We start from the raw sequence: 15,113 nt of genomic DNA, 5'->3' as shown, positions 1-15,113 counted from the left end.
TTTGTTAAGTGATACTTAGGCATTAACTTACATTTTTGCCCCATAATTTTAATATTAAGAGTTAACTTAATACCTAGATATCACTTAGGAATTAAGTGTAATTACTAATTTACAGAAAGAACATTCTTTAAAAAATTCACGGATGATGGTAGAGGGAAATTTTTTATAAACATGAAAATTTTTCGTAAAGTCGTGAATTTCAACGTTCGCTAGTAGTTTTTGAACATAAAACGTCATAAACAGAAGTATATAGACATATAATCAATTTGTCATACTGATATTAGTTTAGTTAGATTGTTGACAACTTTACTTTTAGCAAATGATGAAGACAACAATCTACGCCGTTGCTTTAGGCACTATTGCTCTCAGTAGTGGAGCGATCGCTACTTCTGTAACAAATCCAACTTTTACGCCAATATCTTCAAATGTATCAAATAATGGTGTTCACATCGCAGCATCTAGCGTTAACACTGCTGGTCTAGAAGAATCGGTTTTCAATCAAATTAATGACTACAGAGCTTCCCAAGGGCTACCAAAGCTGACTCGTAATTCTGCCATCGATAATCAAGCCAGGATTCACAGTCAGGACATGGCTAGTGGTAAAGTTCCCTTTGGACATACGGGATTTTTAGAACGTGTTAACGCAATCGGTATTCCCTACAGTGCAGCTGGTGAAAATGTCGCTTCCAACGGGGGATATAGTAACCCTGCGAAAATAGCTGTTCAAGGCTGGCTCAATAGTCCAGGGCATTTAGCCAATATCAGAGGTAATTATAATAAGACGGGGATTGGTGTCTCTAGCAAGGATGGACGCGAAATCTACTTCACACAAATTTTCCTTCGCTGATAGATTTGGTAAAATTTAGGTTTTTTTCTCAAATTCCCTGACTTCAGCTTCTTAGCAAAGCTTTTGCTAGATGTTGAATAATGTAGTTTCAATGACATTTGTCTATTGAATACTACATTGTTTTTTTAGTAATTCATGAAAATTTGAAATTATCAGCCAAAATAATCGTTATTTCATGAAGCTGACCGATTGAAGTATTGACAATTGGAAATGATTAGACCTCTTGCAAAAGTCCCTAACAGCCCACCCCCAACCCCTAAGAGCTTGCGGGGAGGAGAGCGTTTGCTTTACTCAAATGCGGGGTGGGGTTCTTAATTTTTGATTTATGCAAGAAGTCTATTGTTTGTACTTACAAAACAAGGATATAGGCAGATTGCCGAAATTCATCAATCCTTAATAGGATCGTGGTATATATTGTCGGAACAATAAGGTAGAGTAGAAGTCTTATATCTCTACACATTACGCAATTCTCCATGTTCCGACAAACTGCTTTTGGCATCGCTTTAAGTGCGCTTGTCCTTGCTAGTGGATTAACGACTGTTCCGATACCAAATTATTCTTCTACGAATACATCCACCCGTAATAAGCTGTTGTCGCTTTTTTCGAGTCAGGTTGCAATATCGACTCCTACTTTTAAAACTACGGAGTTAGAAAAATCAGTTTTTGACGAAATTAATCGATATCGGGCTTCTAAAGGACTGCCAAAGTTGACGCTAAATGCAAATATCACTCGACAGGCAAGAATTCATAGTCAAAATATGGCTAAAGGTAAAATCCCATTTAGTCATCAGGGATTTGAACGGCGAGTCAAAGCTATCCCTCTTCGCTACAACAGTGCGGCAGAAAATGTTGCTTTCAACCGGGGATATAGCAACCCTGTAGAGGAAGCTGTTACTGGTTGGATAAATAGTCCCGGACATCTAAAGAATCTTAAAGGAAATTACAACCTGACTGGAATTGGTGTTGCTACTAATAATCAAGGCGAAGTCTACCTGACACAACTTTTCTTTCACACTAGGTAGATTTAATTTCTGGTTTTTTGCCACAATAATGATGTAGTGTCTGACAAGACTTTTGTCTGCTAGACACTGCTATTTTTTTTAAAAAATTCATGACATTACAAGATTTTCAGGTGAGCGATCGCGATCTCAGTGATGCAGCCCTTAGCCAGTATATAGAATCTACAGCGATCGCAGTTGATACAGAAACGATGGGATTATTGCCGCAGCGCGATCGCTTATGTCTTGTCCAACTGTGCAATCTAGAAGGGAAAGTGACTGCAATCCGCATAGCCAAAGGACAAACTGACGCCCCCAACTTAAAAAAACTCTTGGAAGCGTCAAATGTCGTAAAAGTGTTTCACTTTGCTCGCTTTGATCTTGCCACTTTGCGAGCCAATCTGGGGATTCAGGTTGTCCCTGTTTTTTGCACCAAAATTGCCAGTAAATTAGCCCGTACTTACACAAATCGCCACGGACTCAAAGATGTGGTGCAAGAGTTAGAACAAGTGGAACTGGATAAAAGCTCTCAAAGTTCTGATTGGGGTAACGCCGCTAGTTTATCTGAAGCTCAACTAAGTTATGCTGCCAATGATGTGCGATACTTACTTAGTGTGCAGCAGAAGCTAATAGAAATGCTCAAACGAGAAGAACGTTGGGAAATTGCTCAGGAATGTTTTAAATTTCTACCAGTAATTGTTTCCTTAGATTTGTTGCAATTTAAAGATTTGTTTGAACATTGATCAAACAGCAAACCTCTTGCAAAAGTTATATTTCTGCTGGACAAGCCTCTGGAGGCAGAATATTTTGTCTCCTGACTCTTCAAACTTCTCATATGCCAAGGGCGAATGGCAACTCCTTCTCCTACACGCTATCACTTAGCTTGCTTCCTCGTAGGGGTACGGAGAATGACAAAAGCCGCAGTTGAGAGTTCTCTGTGAATTCTGACTTATTTCCTCACGAGAAATTGATATTTTGCAAGAAGTCTATTGCTGATTTGCTAAGTTATTTTATGCCTAAGAGTCAACATTCGAATCATCTGAACCTGTAGGAGTTCTAGATTCATTAATGTCTTACTTCAGGTCATTAGCTTTGTCTTGAATGTCTTGCTTGACATCACTGGCTTTCTCTTGAATGCCTTGCTTGATGTCACTGGCTTTCTCTTGAATGCTTTCCTTTAGATTACTGGCTCCCTCTTGAATGCCTTCTTTGAGGTTACTAGCTCCCTTTTTAATGGCTTCTGTCGCGCTACTGCCTCCCTTTTGCTGAATCTCTTCGTTCTTTTTTAGCCGATCTACGATATTGTAGTCGTCTGGACCTGCGGGAGTTTTTGATTCAACAATGCCTTCTGTTGGGCCACCGATCGCCTTCCATGCGGCAAGACCACCTTTGAGTTGGGAGACATGCTCAAATCCATTAGAACGCAGTTGTTGTGCGGCTTGGGCAGTTTCTTCTTCATTAGCACCGTAAAGGTAAATATCACGGCTTTTATCCAAAGAAGGTACTGCACGCTCTACCAATTCATCTTTTGGCATGGGCATCGCTCCCATAATGTGACCTTGGTTGAAGGTGTTGCGATCGCGCACATCCAGTATTGTAAAAGCTGGTTCGCCCCATTCTAGACGAGTCTTCAGGACATGAACATCAGTTTGTGCTTCTATTGGTGGCTGTGGGGGAATGATGCCGCCTACTAAATTGTTAGTCATAACTCTTCCTCTGAGACGATATTAATAGCAATTTAACGGACTAAGCATATTTAATTGCTCTTTCTCTGGGATGAATATCCTCAAACTCTCTCTTAAGATAGAGTGGCTAATTAAAATATTTTCTACCATTTAATACATTGCAAATACAGTCAACTTAGACTATCTGAAGTAATTTTTTCGATTAATTTAATTAAATATGTTTTAAATTTATATTTCTAATCTTAATTATTTAGACACATGGTAAATAAATTTAAATTTATTAAAATCGCTACCTAATTAATAAAAAAATAGTCTAAATATTCAGGCATTAGTATAGGAATTACGTACATTTTCAATATCTGCGATCGCTAACAATAATGTCTCTTCAATCTCTTGCCGCACTATTGGAGTTACACAAGTAGCGCTATTAAGGCAATCTACCAGCAATTTATTGACATCGTAATATTGCTGAAGCAATTCTTTTTGCTGTTCGTTGAACTGCCAGTTGTAACCAATATTGCGATACTTAATCAGTATATCTCTTAATTGTTCACCCCAGGCTTTACCCTTAGCTTGCCACCAGTCCCTAAACTTCTCTGGATTGCTGTCTATTTTTGGTAGTTGTTTTTTGAGTTTTTGCAGCACTTGCTTCAATTTAGAATCAACAACAAGGTCAACAGCTTTATCAAAGGCAATAATCAGGGCATCTGCATGATCAAGGGCATCGTTGAGGGTATGCTCAAAAGCAAAGTCAAGCTCGTTAATGCAGCCAACAGTACTGAATAGAAACTCATCAAGTACGAGGTCAGAGTCAAAGGCGATGTTACCAACAAGAGCGCACTCAAGGTCATAACCAGAAGTATAGACAAAGGCGTTAGACCTATGGCAAGAGCTTCGCTCAACCCAAACGAGGTAAAAGGCGCGAACGCCTGCTGCTTTGTAGCGGGTAGAGACTGAACTAGATTTTTGATGCAGCCAGGTGAGAAAATACTGTAATCTTTCGTCGCTAGCCACTAGCAAATCAATTTTTTGCTTCATTAACTGTAGTATTTCATTAGCATTGGGCAACATACTAACAGTTAGCAAAAATACCTGATACCAGTGCTTTTCAGTTATGTGACTGACCAGATTGTTCAAAGCATAGTTTGGGTAACTTTCAACAATTTTTCGAGCCGTGAAATACTCTTGAAACGTTAGATGAGAAAAAGAGTAAATTCCCCGTGCCCTTTCCACCAATAACCCATTTTGTACCTCAATTGCTTTCATCACTGCTTCGTTATCTATTTGTAAAGGTTTTAGATAGTCAGCAATAATTTGCAGAATTCTTTCTTGTTCAAAAAAGTAATCTTCTTGCTCAAAAGTGATAGTTGCAAGTTGAAAAAGCAGTTTTTTCTTAATTACCAAAGTCAAATTATGAGCAATGCGATCGCGTTTAACTCCTCTGACTTCATCCCATCTTACCAGCAAAATATTCAGTGCTTGCTCATATAACTTGGCTGGATTTAAAGGAAATTCATCTTTTACTTGGAACACCAAACAAATCCAATGCAACAGTAGTGGAGTGATTGCCAATTCTCGGATATGCTGATTTTCTGGGAGATGCAGCTGATTAATAAATAAATTTCCTATGGCTTCCCTATCTTCCCTGGACTTCAGAGCAACTGCAACAAACCAATTTTTAGCAAAAACTTCTACTTGCTCTTGGTCAAAGTCTGCTACTTCAACTTCAGTAAATCCCTGAAATCTATATTTTTGGGCACCAATCCGACAGCTAATAACAAACTGATTTTTGTAAAAAGTTTGGGTAAATCTCCGAATTTCTATTGTGACTTTATCTGCCTTTTCTGCTGGGACTTCATCTAATCCATCTAGCAAAATCAGCAGTTTGCCCTCAGCCAGCAGAATTTTAGTTGATTCCTGTTCAACACAGCAACTGAGAAATTCTTGGCTGATGTAGTTCAATAGATTGAATTCGCTGTCACTTTTGGCATCTTCAGCAAATTCTTTCACCCTAATAAAAGTTACTATGCGATTTGGTTGAAGTTCGCCTTTGTTACATTCAATCGCCAGATATTGCAAAAATGTAGTTTTACCTGACCCTGGTTTACCCACTACCATCAGTTTTGAGTGCCGTAATACTGCTTCCAATCCCGGTAATCTTTTCTGACGCTTGTATCCTCCAATTTGATTAAAGTCCGCTTCAGATTTTAGGTCTTTCAAGAGGTCAGAAACTTCTCGCCATTGCAGACTGGTTATCTCCTCTAAGACATTAATATTGGTGTAAATGTCCATCAGTTGGACTGTCTGGGCAATGTCCAACATTTGCAAAATGTTGCATTGGTCTTGGATTTTATCTTGACGCTTTTGACGCACTTCCGGCACCAGTGTATCGAAGTCAGCACCTTTGAATTGCGCCTTAGTAGTTACCTCAAATGCCACATCTTCAGTTAAGCCAGCAACTTTTTGCCAAGATAATCCTAGCTGTTGGCAAATTTGCACAAAACAAGAGCGTGAAACCGACTCACCTGCAAAAAATTTGGAAACTGGTTGACGTGTAATGCCTAAAGCTGTTGCTAATTTATGCTGACTCCAAGTTTTGTCTGTTAAAGCTGTTTTTGCTGCCCTTATACCTTCTGGTGATGCTCTCAGTCCTTGGATTGTCATAGTCTCAGGCTGATACTTGTAGTATAGTATATGCTTAAGAGAGTAGATATATGTAAATCAGTGCAAGTAAATTTTCGTAGGTTATTTTCAATAAGATATACCCATTGGCTAGAGTAAATTTGGGTAAAGGAGGAGTTTAGAATCTAGATTGGTTTATAGCTTAGTTTGTGAGCCTTTGTAGATACCTAATTAATCAGGGAGTGCCTTGCTCTGACAAAGTTGTAGCAATTGCCGTGGTGTTTCGTGTTTTTCTGAACTATTTGCGGTTATGAAGATAGTCTGCAATTACACTGATCTTAAGTATAAAAGTTCAAAATCAGAAAATATAAATTCAAAGTTATACAAAAATCATACAATACTCATACATCTTATAAGCATTATGATGGCTGAAGTTTTGATAAACTTCATGGAAAATTAATTGTATACAAGTACTACAGTAGCGATCGCACTCAGCACAGACGCGCGTGAATACACTTTCAACAGAAACACGTAAAGCAAAATTGGTGCAACAGCGAATCGCCCAATCTACAATAGGCAACATTATGGTTATGGTTACTGCTACTACTCCCAAAATTCTGATCGTTGACGATGACTTCGGCGTGCGAAATCTCGTCTATCGTTTTTTAAGTCGGAAATATCAAATAGAGTCGGCAGCAGATGGTAAGACTGCGTTATCGTTGTTTGAGCAATTCGATCCTGCTTTAGTGATTCTGGATTGGAATTTGCCGGATGTTAATGGTTATAGCCTCTGCCAAGAAATGCAGAGTCGTACTAATGTTTTAGTGCTAATACTAACTAGTAGGACTGACGAGGCTGATAAAATTAAAATCTTAAGCGCAGGTGCTGATGATTTCATGACTAAACCATTTAGTCTGGCAGAAGTTGAAGTTAGAGTAGAAGCTCTTTTGAGACGCATACGTTACATCAATCCCTCCCCATCACAACGTATTATCTTCAAGCAGCTAGCAATTAACCCAGAGGGTCGAGAGGTAACACTTAACAACAAGCCTCTTACTTTAACAGCGCTGGAATTTAATATCTTACATTTTTTGGCAAGTCATCCTAATCAGGCTTGGAGTCGCCCACAGCTAATCCAAAAAATCTGGGGTTGCGACTACATAGGAGATGGACGGGTAGTTGATGTGCATATTGGTCAGTTGCGTAAGAAGATGGAAGTCGATACCAGCATACCGGAGTTTATTAAAACTGTGCGGGGCTATGGCTACAAGTTTGAAGTGCCAGACGAGATTACTAATTCGTAATTCGTAATTCGTAATTAATGAGTACTTGCACCATTGTTTATTAATGAAGGCAAAAAATAGCATTTAGGCATGGGGTAATAATTATGAATTATCATGACATCTGACTTACCTAAATACTTTTACTGAGGCTTAAGTGTATAACTTGCGTTAATTTGGGGCGTTGATACAAACTGATTTGGTGATTTTGTGTCTGCTCAAGCCTCAGACAGTAACTTTATTGGTTTTAATATATCGTCTCAAGATAAGTTTCAGAAAAATCGAAATGTACAGAGTTTATCCGAAGTTTCGCCTATAGGTAAAATTTGGGACAAGCACAGAGCTAATACTGATAAAGTCTTACATTATTACGCCAAAGCAGACGAACATTATTTTCAGCAGTATGCTTGGCGCATGAGAATTTGTTCCGAGTTGCTGGAATTTCGATTAGTGCCAGACGAATCCGAAGGTATTCTCAAGTTAAAGCTTTTAGATGCCCGATTTTGTCGGGTTCGTCATTGTCCGGTTTGTCAGTGGCGGCGATCGCTCATGTGGAAAGCAAGAGCTTACAAAATTCTCCCACAGGTTGTCACTGATTATCCCAAGCACCGTTGGCTATTTGTTACCTTGACTGTAAAGAATTGCCAGATTGAGGAACTCAAGGAAAACTTGGATTCGATAAATAAAGCTTTTAAGCGATTGACTGAATTGAAAGCATGGCCTGCAAAAGGTTGGGTGAAATCCATAGAAGTAACTAAAGGTAGAAATGGAGTCTCAGCACACCCGCATTTACATATTTTGGCAATGGTACCGCCTTCGTATTTCAGTCATGGGTATCTTTCTCATGCCAAATGGGTAGCATTGTGGCAGCAGTGCTTACGGATTGATTACCAGCCAATTATTCATACTAGCGCGATCGCAAAGCATCATAACCCTTCACTACTCATCCCAGAAATTCTCAAGTATCAGGTGAAAGAGTCAGATTTGGTGGGTGATAGAGAATGGTTTTTAGAGTTAACCCGTCAACTGCATAAAAGTAGAGCGATCGCTGTTGGGGGTATACTCAGGCAGTATATGCGCGAATTAGAAGAGAAAAACCAAGACCTCATTGATGAAAGTGAAGAGACGGATGAGGTGGATGGGGAAAGTTTGTATTTCCGATGGGAGCGCAAGTTACAAAGATTTAATATAGTAAATAGCTTCGATGATAAAGTTATAAAATCTCGAAGTAGATTGGTAAAAACAACAATGACTAATCCAAAGCCTATTCGCACAGTTCGCCGAGGAAGAATATTCCCTGATATTCAGTGGTCAGAAAAAAAGCTCAACAAGAGGCATTTTACCAACGCTGTAAAGTTATTTTTGACCGAATTAAACCAGAGTTAATCAAAACTCACTACAACTGGTACATAGTTGTTGAACCTGAAAGTGGAGACTATTTCATTGATACAGATGTATTAGCTGCTATAAATAAATCTCGCCAGCACTACCCGAATGCTCCGGTGATTATATTTCGGATTAATGAGACAGGAATAGCTGGCACAATATAATTCAAGGCAGCTTTTGTGATGAGGAACAGCTATTTTTTGAAATAGATTTTAGAGTTATTGAAACGAATAATTAAATTTTAACTAGCCAAAGAAAAAGCTTCTGCAACCGCTTTTGGTAATTCAATCAATACAAAATAATTGCTAGGATATAAATAGTCTTCACCTGATTCATCAATAACTCTAATCATTTGGTGCTTAACAGCATCAGAATCAGGAACAGTCTGGTAAATTTTCCAAATTTCTAAAGAAGTAGGATAATCTTTGTTGCTAATGCAAACAACATATTGAGTTTCTGTGTTCGCTGACTGCATAACGACTCCTATAGAAAGCGTTTTATTTTAATTTATTTCTTACCAATTCCGTGGACTTCATACCAGTGTAACTCAGCTTCATAAATACTTCCGTCATCTTAGCTAATGGTTGCAAAGCCTTTAAGTTTCCGCCACCGTCTTGAACCATAAGTTTTACGCAAGCGTTCGAGTTCACGAATAGAGTTACCAAATTGGTGATGTCTCCGATAATTTCAAAATTCAAGTAAGCATTACTCAAGAGTAAATATTGCAACAAAGAACTTTTAACCACAACCCACCGCCAATCTTTGACTAACCAACTCAGCCGCTAAATGTATCGCTGCTTTCATACTCGTAGCATCAGCAATTCCCTTACCCGCAATATCAAACGCTGTTCCGTGGTCTGGTGAAGTCCGAACGAAAGGAAGACCAATAGAAGTATTAACTGCCCGATCAAACGCCATCAACTTCACAGGAATTAAGCCTTGGTCGTGGTAAAGTGCTAGATAAGCATCAGCAGGATTTTGTACTAAAGAATTTCCATACCAAGCTTGACCAGGTTTAACCCACATCGTATCTGGCGGTATCGGCCCATCTAGTTGCAATCGTGGGCGTTTTTGCCGCTCTTGCTCTAACCAGGGAATTAACCAATCCTGTTCTTCATGTCCAAGTTGTCCCTGTTCGCCACTGTGGGGATTTAACCCGGCGATCGCAATTCTCCCATTTTCTATACCAAAATCTTTCTCCAAACACTCCACCAACAAATCTAATTTCTGTGTCAACAACTGCGGTGTCAATGTATCGGCTACTTGACGTAGGGGAATATGTGTGGTAGCAAGTAAGGTGCGGAGTGTCCAATTAGTATGGGGCGATCGCGCAACGAATAACATCCCAAAACGGTCAACACCTGATTTTTCTGCCAAAAGTTCCGTTTGCCCTGGATAATTATACCCGGCGGCTTTCCAAGCAGATTTAGCGATGGGTCCTGTGACAATGGCATCAAATTTACCAGCGAGTGTTTGAGCGATCGCAGATTCCATATACGCAAAACTAGCCGCACCACTCGCCGCATTACCTATTCCTGGGATAATTTCAGTTTTAATTTTCCCATGCAACTGCACATCAATGACTGATAACTCGTCTGGATTTGCCAAAGGTGCTAAATTCTCAGTTAAATTCAATTTGCGATAAATTTGTAGCAACAAATCCCCATTACCCACCACTGTAACGTCATATTTTTTACTAATTTCTGCATCTGCTAAAGCTTTCAAAATCACCTCCGGCCCAATCCCCGCCGGATCTCCGATGGTCAGCGCCAAACGCGGACGATTCTCTTTGCTAAAACTTATTAAATTACCTTGATTCTTTTGGTACATAAAATTTCTTCATAATTATTATCATCAAATTTTCCTAATTTCCCCATCTTCCCTTCTCTCAACAGTAGGGATTGCCTCCCAAACCAGTAGGGATTACCTGCTAAACTAGTTTAAAATTATTTACACAGGTCTAATCCTACAGCAACTATTGAAAAGCTTCTGGTAGACCTAGTTTACACACCACTTTGCATAAGGAGAATCACACCAATGGGCGGCGAAATTTTGAATGCAGCTCTATTATCCTTCGGTTTAATCTTCGTCGGCTGGGCTTTAGGCGCGTTGTTACTGAAAATTCAAGGCTCAGAAGAATAATTGAGTGCTGAGTTAGGAGAGACGCGAGGAACATCGCGTCTGTACAAGAGTTAGGAGTAGAGACGCGATGTTCCTCGCGTCTGTTATTATTCTCCCCACTCCCTTTTTCATCGAAATGGGAAAAAAGCTTGTCCGGTAAGGGACAGTGATTTTCCCATGAGTCTATCCAAATAAATAGATTTTCTGATAAAAGATGTAAAGTTTTGTTTGCATAGGTTATCCTGATAACATTCTTTTCATAAAACATTAAAATTTATTACAAACCTCATGACATTATTAATCATCGGTGCCACTGGCACATTAGGAAGACAAGTGGCTCGTCGTGCAATCGATGAAGGATATAAAGTACGCTGCCTCGTGCGGAGTAGCAAAAAAGCAGCTTTTCTCAAAGAATGGGGTGCAGAACTGGTACCAGGAAATTTGCGTTATCCCGAAAGCCTAACGGAAGGTTTAGTTGGTGTAACCCAAGTTATTGATGCGTCAACATCTCGCCCTACAGATTCACTGAGTATCAAACAAGTGGACTGGGACGGCAAAGTAGCATTAATTCAAGCAGCAAAAGCAGCAGGTGTAAAGCGTTTTATCTTCTTTTCTATTTTAGATGCCGATAAATATCCAGAAGTGCCGCTAATGGAAATTAAGCGGTGTACAGAACTATTCTTAGCTGAGTCTGGCTTGAATTATACCATCTTGCGGCTAGCTGGTTTTATGCAAGGGTTAATCGGTCAGTATGGGATTCCGATTTTGGAAGCACAGCCAGTTTGGGTAACTGGTAATTCTTCTCCCATCGCCTATATGGATACTCAGGACGTTGCGAAGTTTGCCATCCGTGCATTGAGTGTGCCGGAAACGGAAAATCAAGCTTTTCCTGTAGTGGGTACTCGTGCATGGAGTGCAGAAGAAATTATCAACCTGTGCGAACGCTTATCTGGAAAAGACGCCAGGGTAACGCGGATGCCAATAAACTTACTGCGCGCTGTGCGGGGCTTAATGCGGTCTTTTCAGTGGGGATGGAACGTAGCGGACAGGCTAGCGTTTACAGAAGTATTGGCTAGTGGTAAACAATTAAATGCCTCAATGGATGAAGTATACACAGTTTTTGGCTTAGATCCGCAACAAACCACAACCCTAGAAAGCTATCTACAAGAGTACTTCAGCCGAATCATGAAGAAGCTCAAACAGTTAGACTACGAGAAAAATAAAAGCAAGAAGCAGAAACCTAAAAAAACTCCTTTTAAACAGTCTTCAAAAGCCAATAGTCAATAGTCATTACAAAACAGCCATTAGTCATTAAACTCTAGACTCTGGACATTTGACTCTAGATTAATGACTACATGACCAAAAATGTGTAAGGATTACATAATAAAGAGCATCGCCTAAATTTGGATATTTGAGTGTGCCGAAAGCAGGCATTATCTACAATGACATTAAACCGATAGCGGGTCGCGTCGCTATCGAGTTGAAAGACAAGCTAACCGCAGCCGGTTGGAATGTATGTATCACATCGAGTATCGGTGGAATACTGGGCTACTCTACGCCTGAGAGTCCTGTGTGTCACACTCCGATTGACGGTCTGACGCCTCCTGGTTTTGATTCAGATATGAAGTTTGCAGTGGTATTAGGGGGAGACGGCACTGTTTTAGCAGCGTCTCGTCAAGTAGCCCCCTGTGGTATTCCACTGCTCACAGTGAATACCGGCCACATGGGATTTTTGACAGAAACTTTCTTGAATCAATTGCCCCAAGCACTAGAACAGGCGATGGCGGGTGAGTATGAAATTGAAGAACGAGCTATGCTCACCGTCAAAGTGTTTCGGGGAGATTCAGTGCTGTGGGAAGCCCTGTGCTTGAATGAAATGGTGCTACACCGGGAACCTTTGACCTCTATGTGCCATTTTGAAATTGCTATAGGGCGTCATGCGCCAGTAGATATTGCGGCGGATGGTGTGATTGTTTCTACGCCTACTGGTTCAACAGCTTACTCATTGAGTGCTGGTGGTCCAGTGGTGACTCCTGGCGTACCTGTTTTACAGCTAGTACCCATTTGTCCTCATTCCCTAGCTTCTAGAGCATTGGTATTTCCAGATACCGAATCGGTGAATATCTACCCAGTAAATATTCCTCGGCTGGTGATGGTGGTAGATGGTAATGGCGGGTGCTATATCCTACCAGAGGATAGAGTTTATATGGAGCGATCGCAATATAGTGTCCGATTTATTCGCCTGCAACCGCCTGAGTTTTTCCGAATTTTGCGAGAAAAATTAGGTTGGGGTTTACCGCATATCGCCAAACCAACTTCGGTAGAATTGCCGTAAGCATTGGGTATTGGGGCATTGGGTATTGGGTATTGGGTATTGGGCATTGGGTATTGGGCATTGGGCATTGGGTACTTGTACTGAGCGAACGCCAACAGCGTCTCTAAGAGTTGCCGTTGGCCTAGCCTCTCCAAGAGTTGTATTGGGCATTGTCAAAGAAGCGAGGGAGCAAACAGAAAATTCTTCCTCCCTCTTCCCCATGCCCCATGCCCCATAGCAATACGTTAAGATTGCATCGGAGAATTCGATGGCTGACACCTGAACGTGCTAAAAGATTCTTAGCAGCGTGTCAAATCAGGATTGCTCCATCACTAAAAACTCGTAATTGCACTTTTAACTGATGTAAAGATTTTCTCTGGAATATCTTTACAACCCCAAATCTAATATCTCAAATTGTTATGACAGTTGCTCAAAGTCCATGTGTTTTGGTGATTGAAACCGATGAGAGCCTAGCAAATCAGCTTTCTTGCGATTTGCAAGAAGCCGGCTATGAATCAATTCTGGCTCATGATGCGACCAGTGGCTTACAACACTGTCGCGATCGCCAGCCTGCTTTAATTGTTTTAGACCGGATGCTAGCAGGAGAATCAGGACTCTCATTGTGCAAAAATCTGAGAAGCACTGGCCTGCGATCGCCTGTGTTGATTTTAATGGCAAGGGATACAGTTGATGATCGGGTAGCTTGTCTAGAAGCTGGAGCCGATGATTACATCCTCAAGCCTTACCGCTCAGAAGACTTTTTGAAGTTGATTCGCCTCTACTTAAAACCCGATTTAGATACCACGGAGCAGTTACGCTTTGGGGATTTAATTTTAGACATAGCAACTCGCCGTGCTATACACAACGGACGGACAATTGATTTGACAATGAAGGAATTTGAACTATTAAAATTCCTCATGGAACATCCTCGTGAGGTGTTAACCCGCGAACAAATTCTAGAAAATGTTTGGGGTTACGACTTTCTGGGTGAGTCGAATGTAATTGAGGTGTACATCCGTTACTTGCGGTTAAAAATTGAAGATGAAGGTCAAAAGCGCCTGATTCAGACAGTGCGCGGTGTCGGCTACGTTTTAAGAGAATCTTAGAGAGCGTTTCATCAAACGTCTCTACAAGCTGGTCTATTCAAATCAAAATCGCCGTAAATTCTGTAAAATTGAAATCTAAATTACAAAATCAAAAAACTATATGACTCGTCGGCTAAGTTTGCTCTCAATGTTGCTGAGTATATTTCTGATGGGCTGTTCTGCTCCAACAACAGCTAAACCTCCAACCCCTACCTCTGCTTCTCAAACTCCAGCACCTTTAGGTCAAACACTACCAATTTCTGCTAAAGCCATTGTTCCTAATGGCACAAAGATTCAGCTAGAAGTGGCGAAGACACCACAACAGCAAGAGATGGGGTTGATGTATCGACCAGCTTTGCCTGATGATCGAGGGATGCTGTTTGGCTTCCCTTCAGCACAATCAGTCAGTTTCTGGATGAAGAATGTACCTGTGTCCTTGGATATGGTATTTTTACATAACGGTGTAGTTAAATATATTCAGGCTGCTGCACCTCCTTGTGCAAGTGAGCCTTGTCCTACCTATGGTTCCAATACACCAATCGATAAGGTGATTGAACTTCGCTCTGGAAGAGCTGCCGAATTGAAGTTGAAAGTGGGTGATATTGTCAAAATTGACTTTTGAGACTTAGGAGCTTTGCGGGGATAAAGATTTGGGTAGTTTCTCTGTTCAGAGCTTATACTATCGAAATCTATATTTTTTTTGTAAAAAATATCACGTATTGTGGTAAAAAGTCATCTGTAACGCTACCATTTAAAAACTGTGGTAATAATCTAA

At 40.4% G+C, this 15,113-nt stretch carries 15 protein-coding genes and 1 pseudogene; 10 read left to right on the top strand and 6 right to left on the bottom strand.

What is annotated here, in order from left to right; genetic code table 11:
- Positions 1 to 319: 319 nt before the first annotated feature.
- From V7K31_RS30515 to V7K31_RS30505, 3 genes are all read left to right on the top strand, one after another.
- Positions 320 to 847, top strand: coding sequence for a CAP domain-containing protein (locus tag V7K31_RS30515; protein ID WP_335100124.1), 528 nt, complete (start codon positions 320 to 322; stop codon positions 845 to 847).
- Between the two features lie 473 nt (positions 848 to 1,320).
- A complete protein-coding gene (locus tag V7K31_RS30510) occupies positions 1,321 to 1,869 on the top strand; it encodes a CAP domain-containing protein (RefSeq protein WP_335100122.1) in 549 nt (182 codons plus the stop codon).
- 89 nt (positions 1,870 to 1,958) lie between these two features.
- A complete protein-coding gene (locus tag V7K31_RS30505; RefSeq protein ID WP_335100120.1) occupies positions 1,959 to 2,588 on the top strand; it encodes a ribonuclease H-like domain-containing protein in 630 nt (209 codons plus the stop codon).
- 516 nt (positions 2,589 to 3,104) lie between these two features.
- On the opposite strand, the pseudogene V7K31_RS30500 reads toward V7K31_RS30505, so the two are convergent.
- Positions 3,105 to 3,551, bottom strand: a pseudogene (locus tag V7K31_RS30500) (rhodanese-like domain-containing protein); the annotation flags it as partial.
- Between the two features lie 300 nt (positions 3,552 to 3,851).
- A complete protein-coding gene (locus V7K31_RS30495; RefSeq protein ID WP_335100118.1) occupies positions 3,852 to 6,194 on the bottom strand; it encodes an NACHT domain-containing protein in 2,343 nt (780 codons plus the stop codon).
- A 542-nt stretch (positions 6,195 to 6,736) separates the two neighbouring features.
- Here V7K31_RS30495 and V7K31_RS30490 point away from each other — a divergent pair.
- Together V7K31_RS30490 and V7K31_RS30485 are read left to right on the top strand one after the other, a co-directional pair.
- The gene (locus tag V7K31_RS30490; protein ID WP_335100551.1) at positions 6,737 to 7,456 is read left to right on the top strand and encodes a response regulator transcription factor; all 720 of its coding nucleotides are present in this window, start codon (positions 6,737 to 6,739) and stop codon (positions 7,454 to 7,456) included.
- A gap of 186 nt (positions 7,457 to 7,642) precedes the next feature.
- A complete protein-coding gene (locus V7K31_RS30485) occupies positions 7,643 to 8,818 on the top strand; it encodes a protein rep (protein ID WP_335100116.1) in 1,176 nt (391 codons plus the stop codon).
- Positions 8,819 to 9,059: 241 nt separating this feature from the next.
- On the opposite strand, the gene V7K31_RS30480 is transcribed toward V7K31_RS30485, so the two are convergent.
- Genes V7K31_RS30480 through pdxA form a run of 3 tightly spaced genes read right to left on the bottom strand, consistent with a single transcriptional unit; the run spans position 9,060 to position 10,648 of the window.
- Complete coding sequence (locus tag V7K31_RS30480) at positions 9,060 to 9,293, bottom strand: hypothetical protein (RefSeq protein WP_335100113.1); 234 nt, start codon at positions 9,291 to 9,293, stop codon at positions 9,060 to 9,062.
- A 22-nt stretch (positions 9,294 to 9,315) separates the two neighbouring features.
- On the bottom strand, positions 9,316 to 9,564 hold the full coding sequence (locus V7K31_RS30475; RefSeq protein ID WP_335100108.1) for a hypothetical protein: 249 nt from the start codon (positions 9,562 to 9,564) through the stop codon (positions 9,316 to 9,318).
- Positions 9,557 to 10,648: a 4-hydroxythreonine-4-phosphate dehydrogenase PdxA gene (gene pdxA / locus V7K31_RS30470; RefSeq protein WP_335100105.1), complete on the bottom strand. Its 1,092-nt coding sequence runs from the start codon at positions 10,646 to 10,648 to the stop codon at positions 9,557 to 9,559. The genes V7K31_RS30475 and pdxA overlap by 8 nt, the downstream gene beginning before the upstream one ends.
- A gap of 207 nt (positions 10,649 to 10,855) precedes the next feature.
- On the opposite strand from pdxA, the gene petM reads away from it, so the two are divergent.
- The 3 genes from petM to V7K31_RS30455 all read left to right on the top strand — a co-directional run bounded on the left by petM (position 10,856) and on the right by V7K31_RS30455 (position 13,274).
- The gene (gene petM / locus V7K31_RS30465) at positions 10,856 to 10,960 is read left to right on the top strand and encodes a cytochrome b6-f complex subunit PetM (protein ID WP_334830765.1); all 105 of its coding nucleotides are present in this window, start codon (positions 10,856 to 10,858) and stop codon (positions 10,958 to 10,960) included.
- Positions 10,961 to 11,227: 267 nt separating this feature from the next.
- Positions 11,228 to 12,226, top strand: coding sequence for an SDR family oxidoreductase (locus V7K31_RS30460; protein WP_335100103.1), 999 nt, complete (start codon positions 11,228 to 11,230; stop codon positions 12,224 to 12,226).
- Positions 12,227 to 12,356: 130 nt separating this feature from the next.
- Entirely contained in the window at positions 12,357 to 13,274 is a 918-nt protein-coding gene (locus tag V7K31_RS30455) for an NAD(+) kinase (protein ID WP_335100100.1), read from the top strand.
- On the opposite strand, the gene V7K31_RS30450 is transcribed toward V7K31_RS30455, so the two are convergent.
- Positions 13,233 to 13,475: a hypothetical protein gene (locus tag V7K31_RS30450; RefSeq protein ID WP_335100098.1), complete on the bottom strand. Its 243-nt coding sequence runs from the start codon at positions 13,473 to 13,475 to the stop codon at positions 13,233 to 13,235. The two genes, V7K31_RS30455 and V7K31_RS30450, sit on opposite strands and share 42 nt — an antisense overlap.
- A gap of 197 nt (positions 13,476 to 13,672) precedes the next feature.
- Here V7K31_RS30450 and nblR point away from each other — a divergent pair, with 197 nt between their 5' ends.
- Together nblR and V7K31_RS30440 are read left to right on the top strand one after the other, a co-directional pair.
- Positions 13,673 to 14,359, top strand: coding sequence for a response regulator transcription factor NblR (gene nblR / locus V7K31_RS30445; protein WP_334830759.1), 687 nt, complete (start codon positions 13,673 to 13,675; stop codon positions 14,357 to 14,359).
- A gap of 100 nt (positions 14,360 to 14,459) precedes the next feature.
- Positions 14,460 to 14,960, top strand: a complete 501-nt coding sequence (locus tag V7K31_RS30440; protein WP_335100096.1) for a DUF192 domain-containing protein — start codon at positions 14,460 to 14,462, stop codon at positions 14,958 to 14,960.
- Positions 14,961 to 15,113: the final 153 nt, after the last annotated feature.

This window comes from Nostoc sp., from assembly GCF_036917675.1.
GTDB lineage: Bacteria > Cyanobacteriota > Cyanobacteriia > Cyanobacteriales > Nostocaceae > Nostoc.
Note: the sequence above shows the minus strand (reverse complement) of the source record. Positions and strands in the feature narration are given on the sequence as shown.

Bases quoted from the DNA above. Each gene is read 5' to 3' on its own strand.
- V7K31_RS30515 (WP_335100124.1), top strand. From the start codon at position 320: ATGATGAAGACAACAATCTACGCCGTTGCTTTAGGCACTATTGCTCTC.
- V7K31_RS30510 (WP_335100122.1), top strand. From the start codon at position 1,321: ATGTTCCGACAAACTGCTTTTGGCATCGCTTTAAGTGCGCTTGTCCTT.
- V7K31_RS30505 (WP_335100120.1), top strand. From the start codon at position 1,959: ATGACATTACAAGATTTTCAGGTGAGCGATCGCGATCTCAGTGATGCA.
- V7K31_RS30495 (WP_335100118.1), bottom strand. From the start codon at position 6,194: ATGACAATCCAAGGACTGAGAGCATCACCAGAAGGTATAAGGGCAGCA.
- V7K31_RS30490 (WP_335100551.1), top strand. From the start codon at position 6,737: ATGGTTATGGTTACTGCTACTACTCCCAAAATTCTGATCGTTGACGAT.
- V7K31_RS30480 (WP_335100113.1), bottom strand. From the start codon at position 9,293: ATGCAGTCAGCGAACACAGAAACTCAATATGTTGTTTGCATTAGCAAC.
- pdxA (WP_335100105.1), bottom strand. From the start codon at position 10,648: ATGTACCAAAAGAATCAAGGTAATTTAATAAGTTTTAGCAAAGAGAAT.
- petM (WP_334830765.1), top strand. From the start codon at position 10,856: ATGGGCGGCGAAATTTTGAATGCAGCTCTATTATCCTTCGGTTTAATC.
- V7K31_RS30460 (WP_335100103.1), top strand. From the start codon at position 11,228: ATGACATTATTAATCATCGGTGCCACTGGCACATTAGGAAGACAAGTG.
- V7K31_RS30450 (WP_335100098.1), bottom strand. From the start codon at position 13,475: ATGGGGAAGAGGGAGGAAGAATTTTCTGTTTGCTCCCTCGCTTCTTTG.
- nblR (WP_334830759.1), top strand. From the start codon at position 13,673: ATGACAGTTGCTCAAAGTCCATGTGTTTTGGTGATTGAAACCGATGAG.
- V7K31_RS30440 (WP_335100096.1), top strand. From the start codon at position 14,460: ATGACTCGTCGGCTAAGTTTGCTCTCAATGTTGCTGAGTATATTTCTG.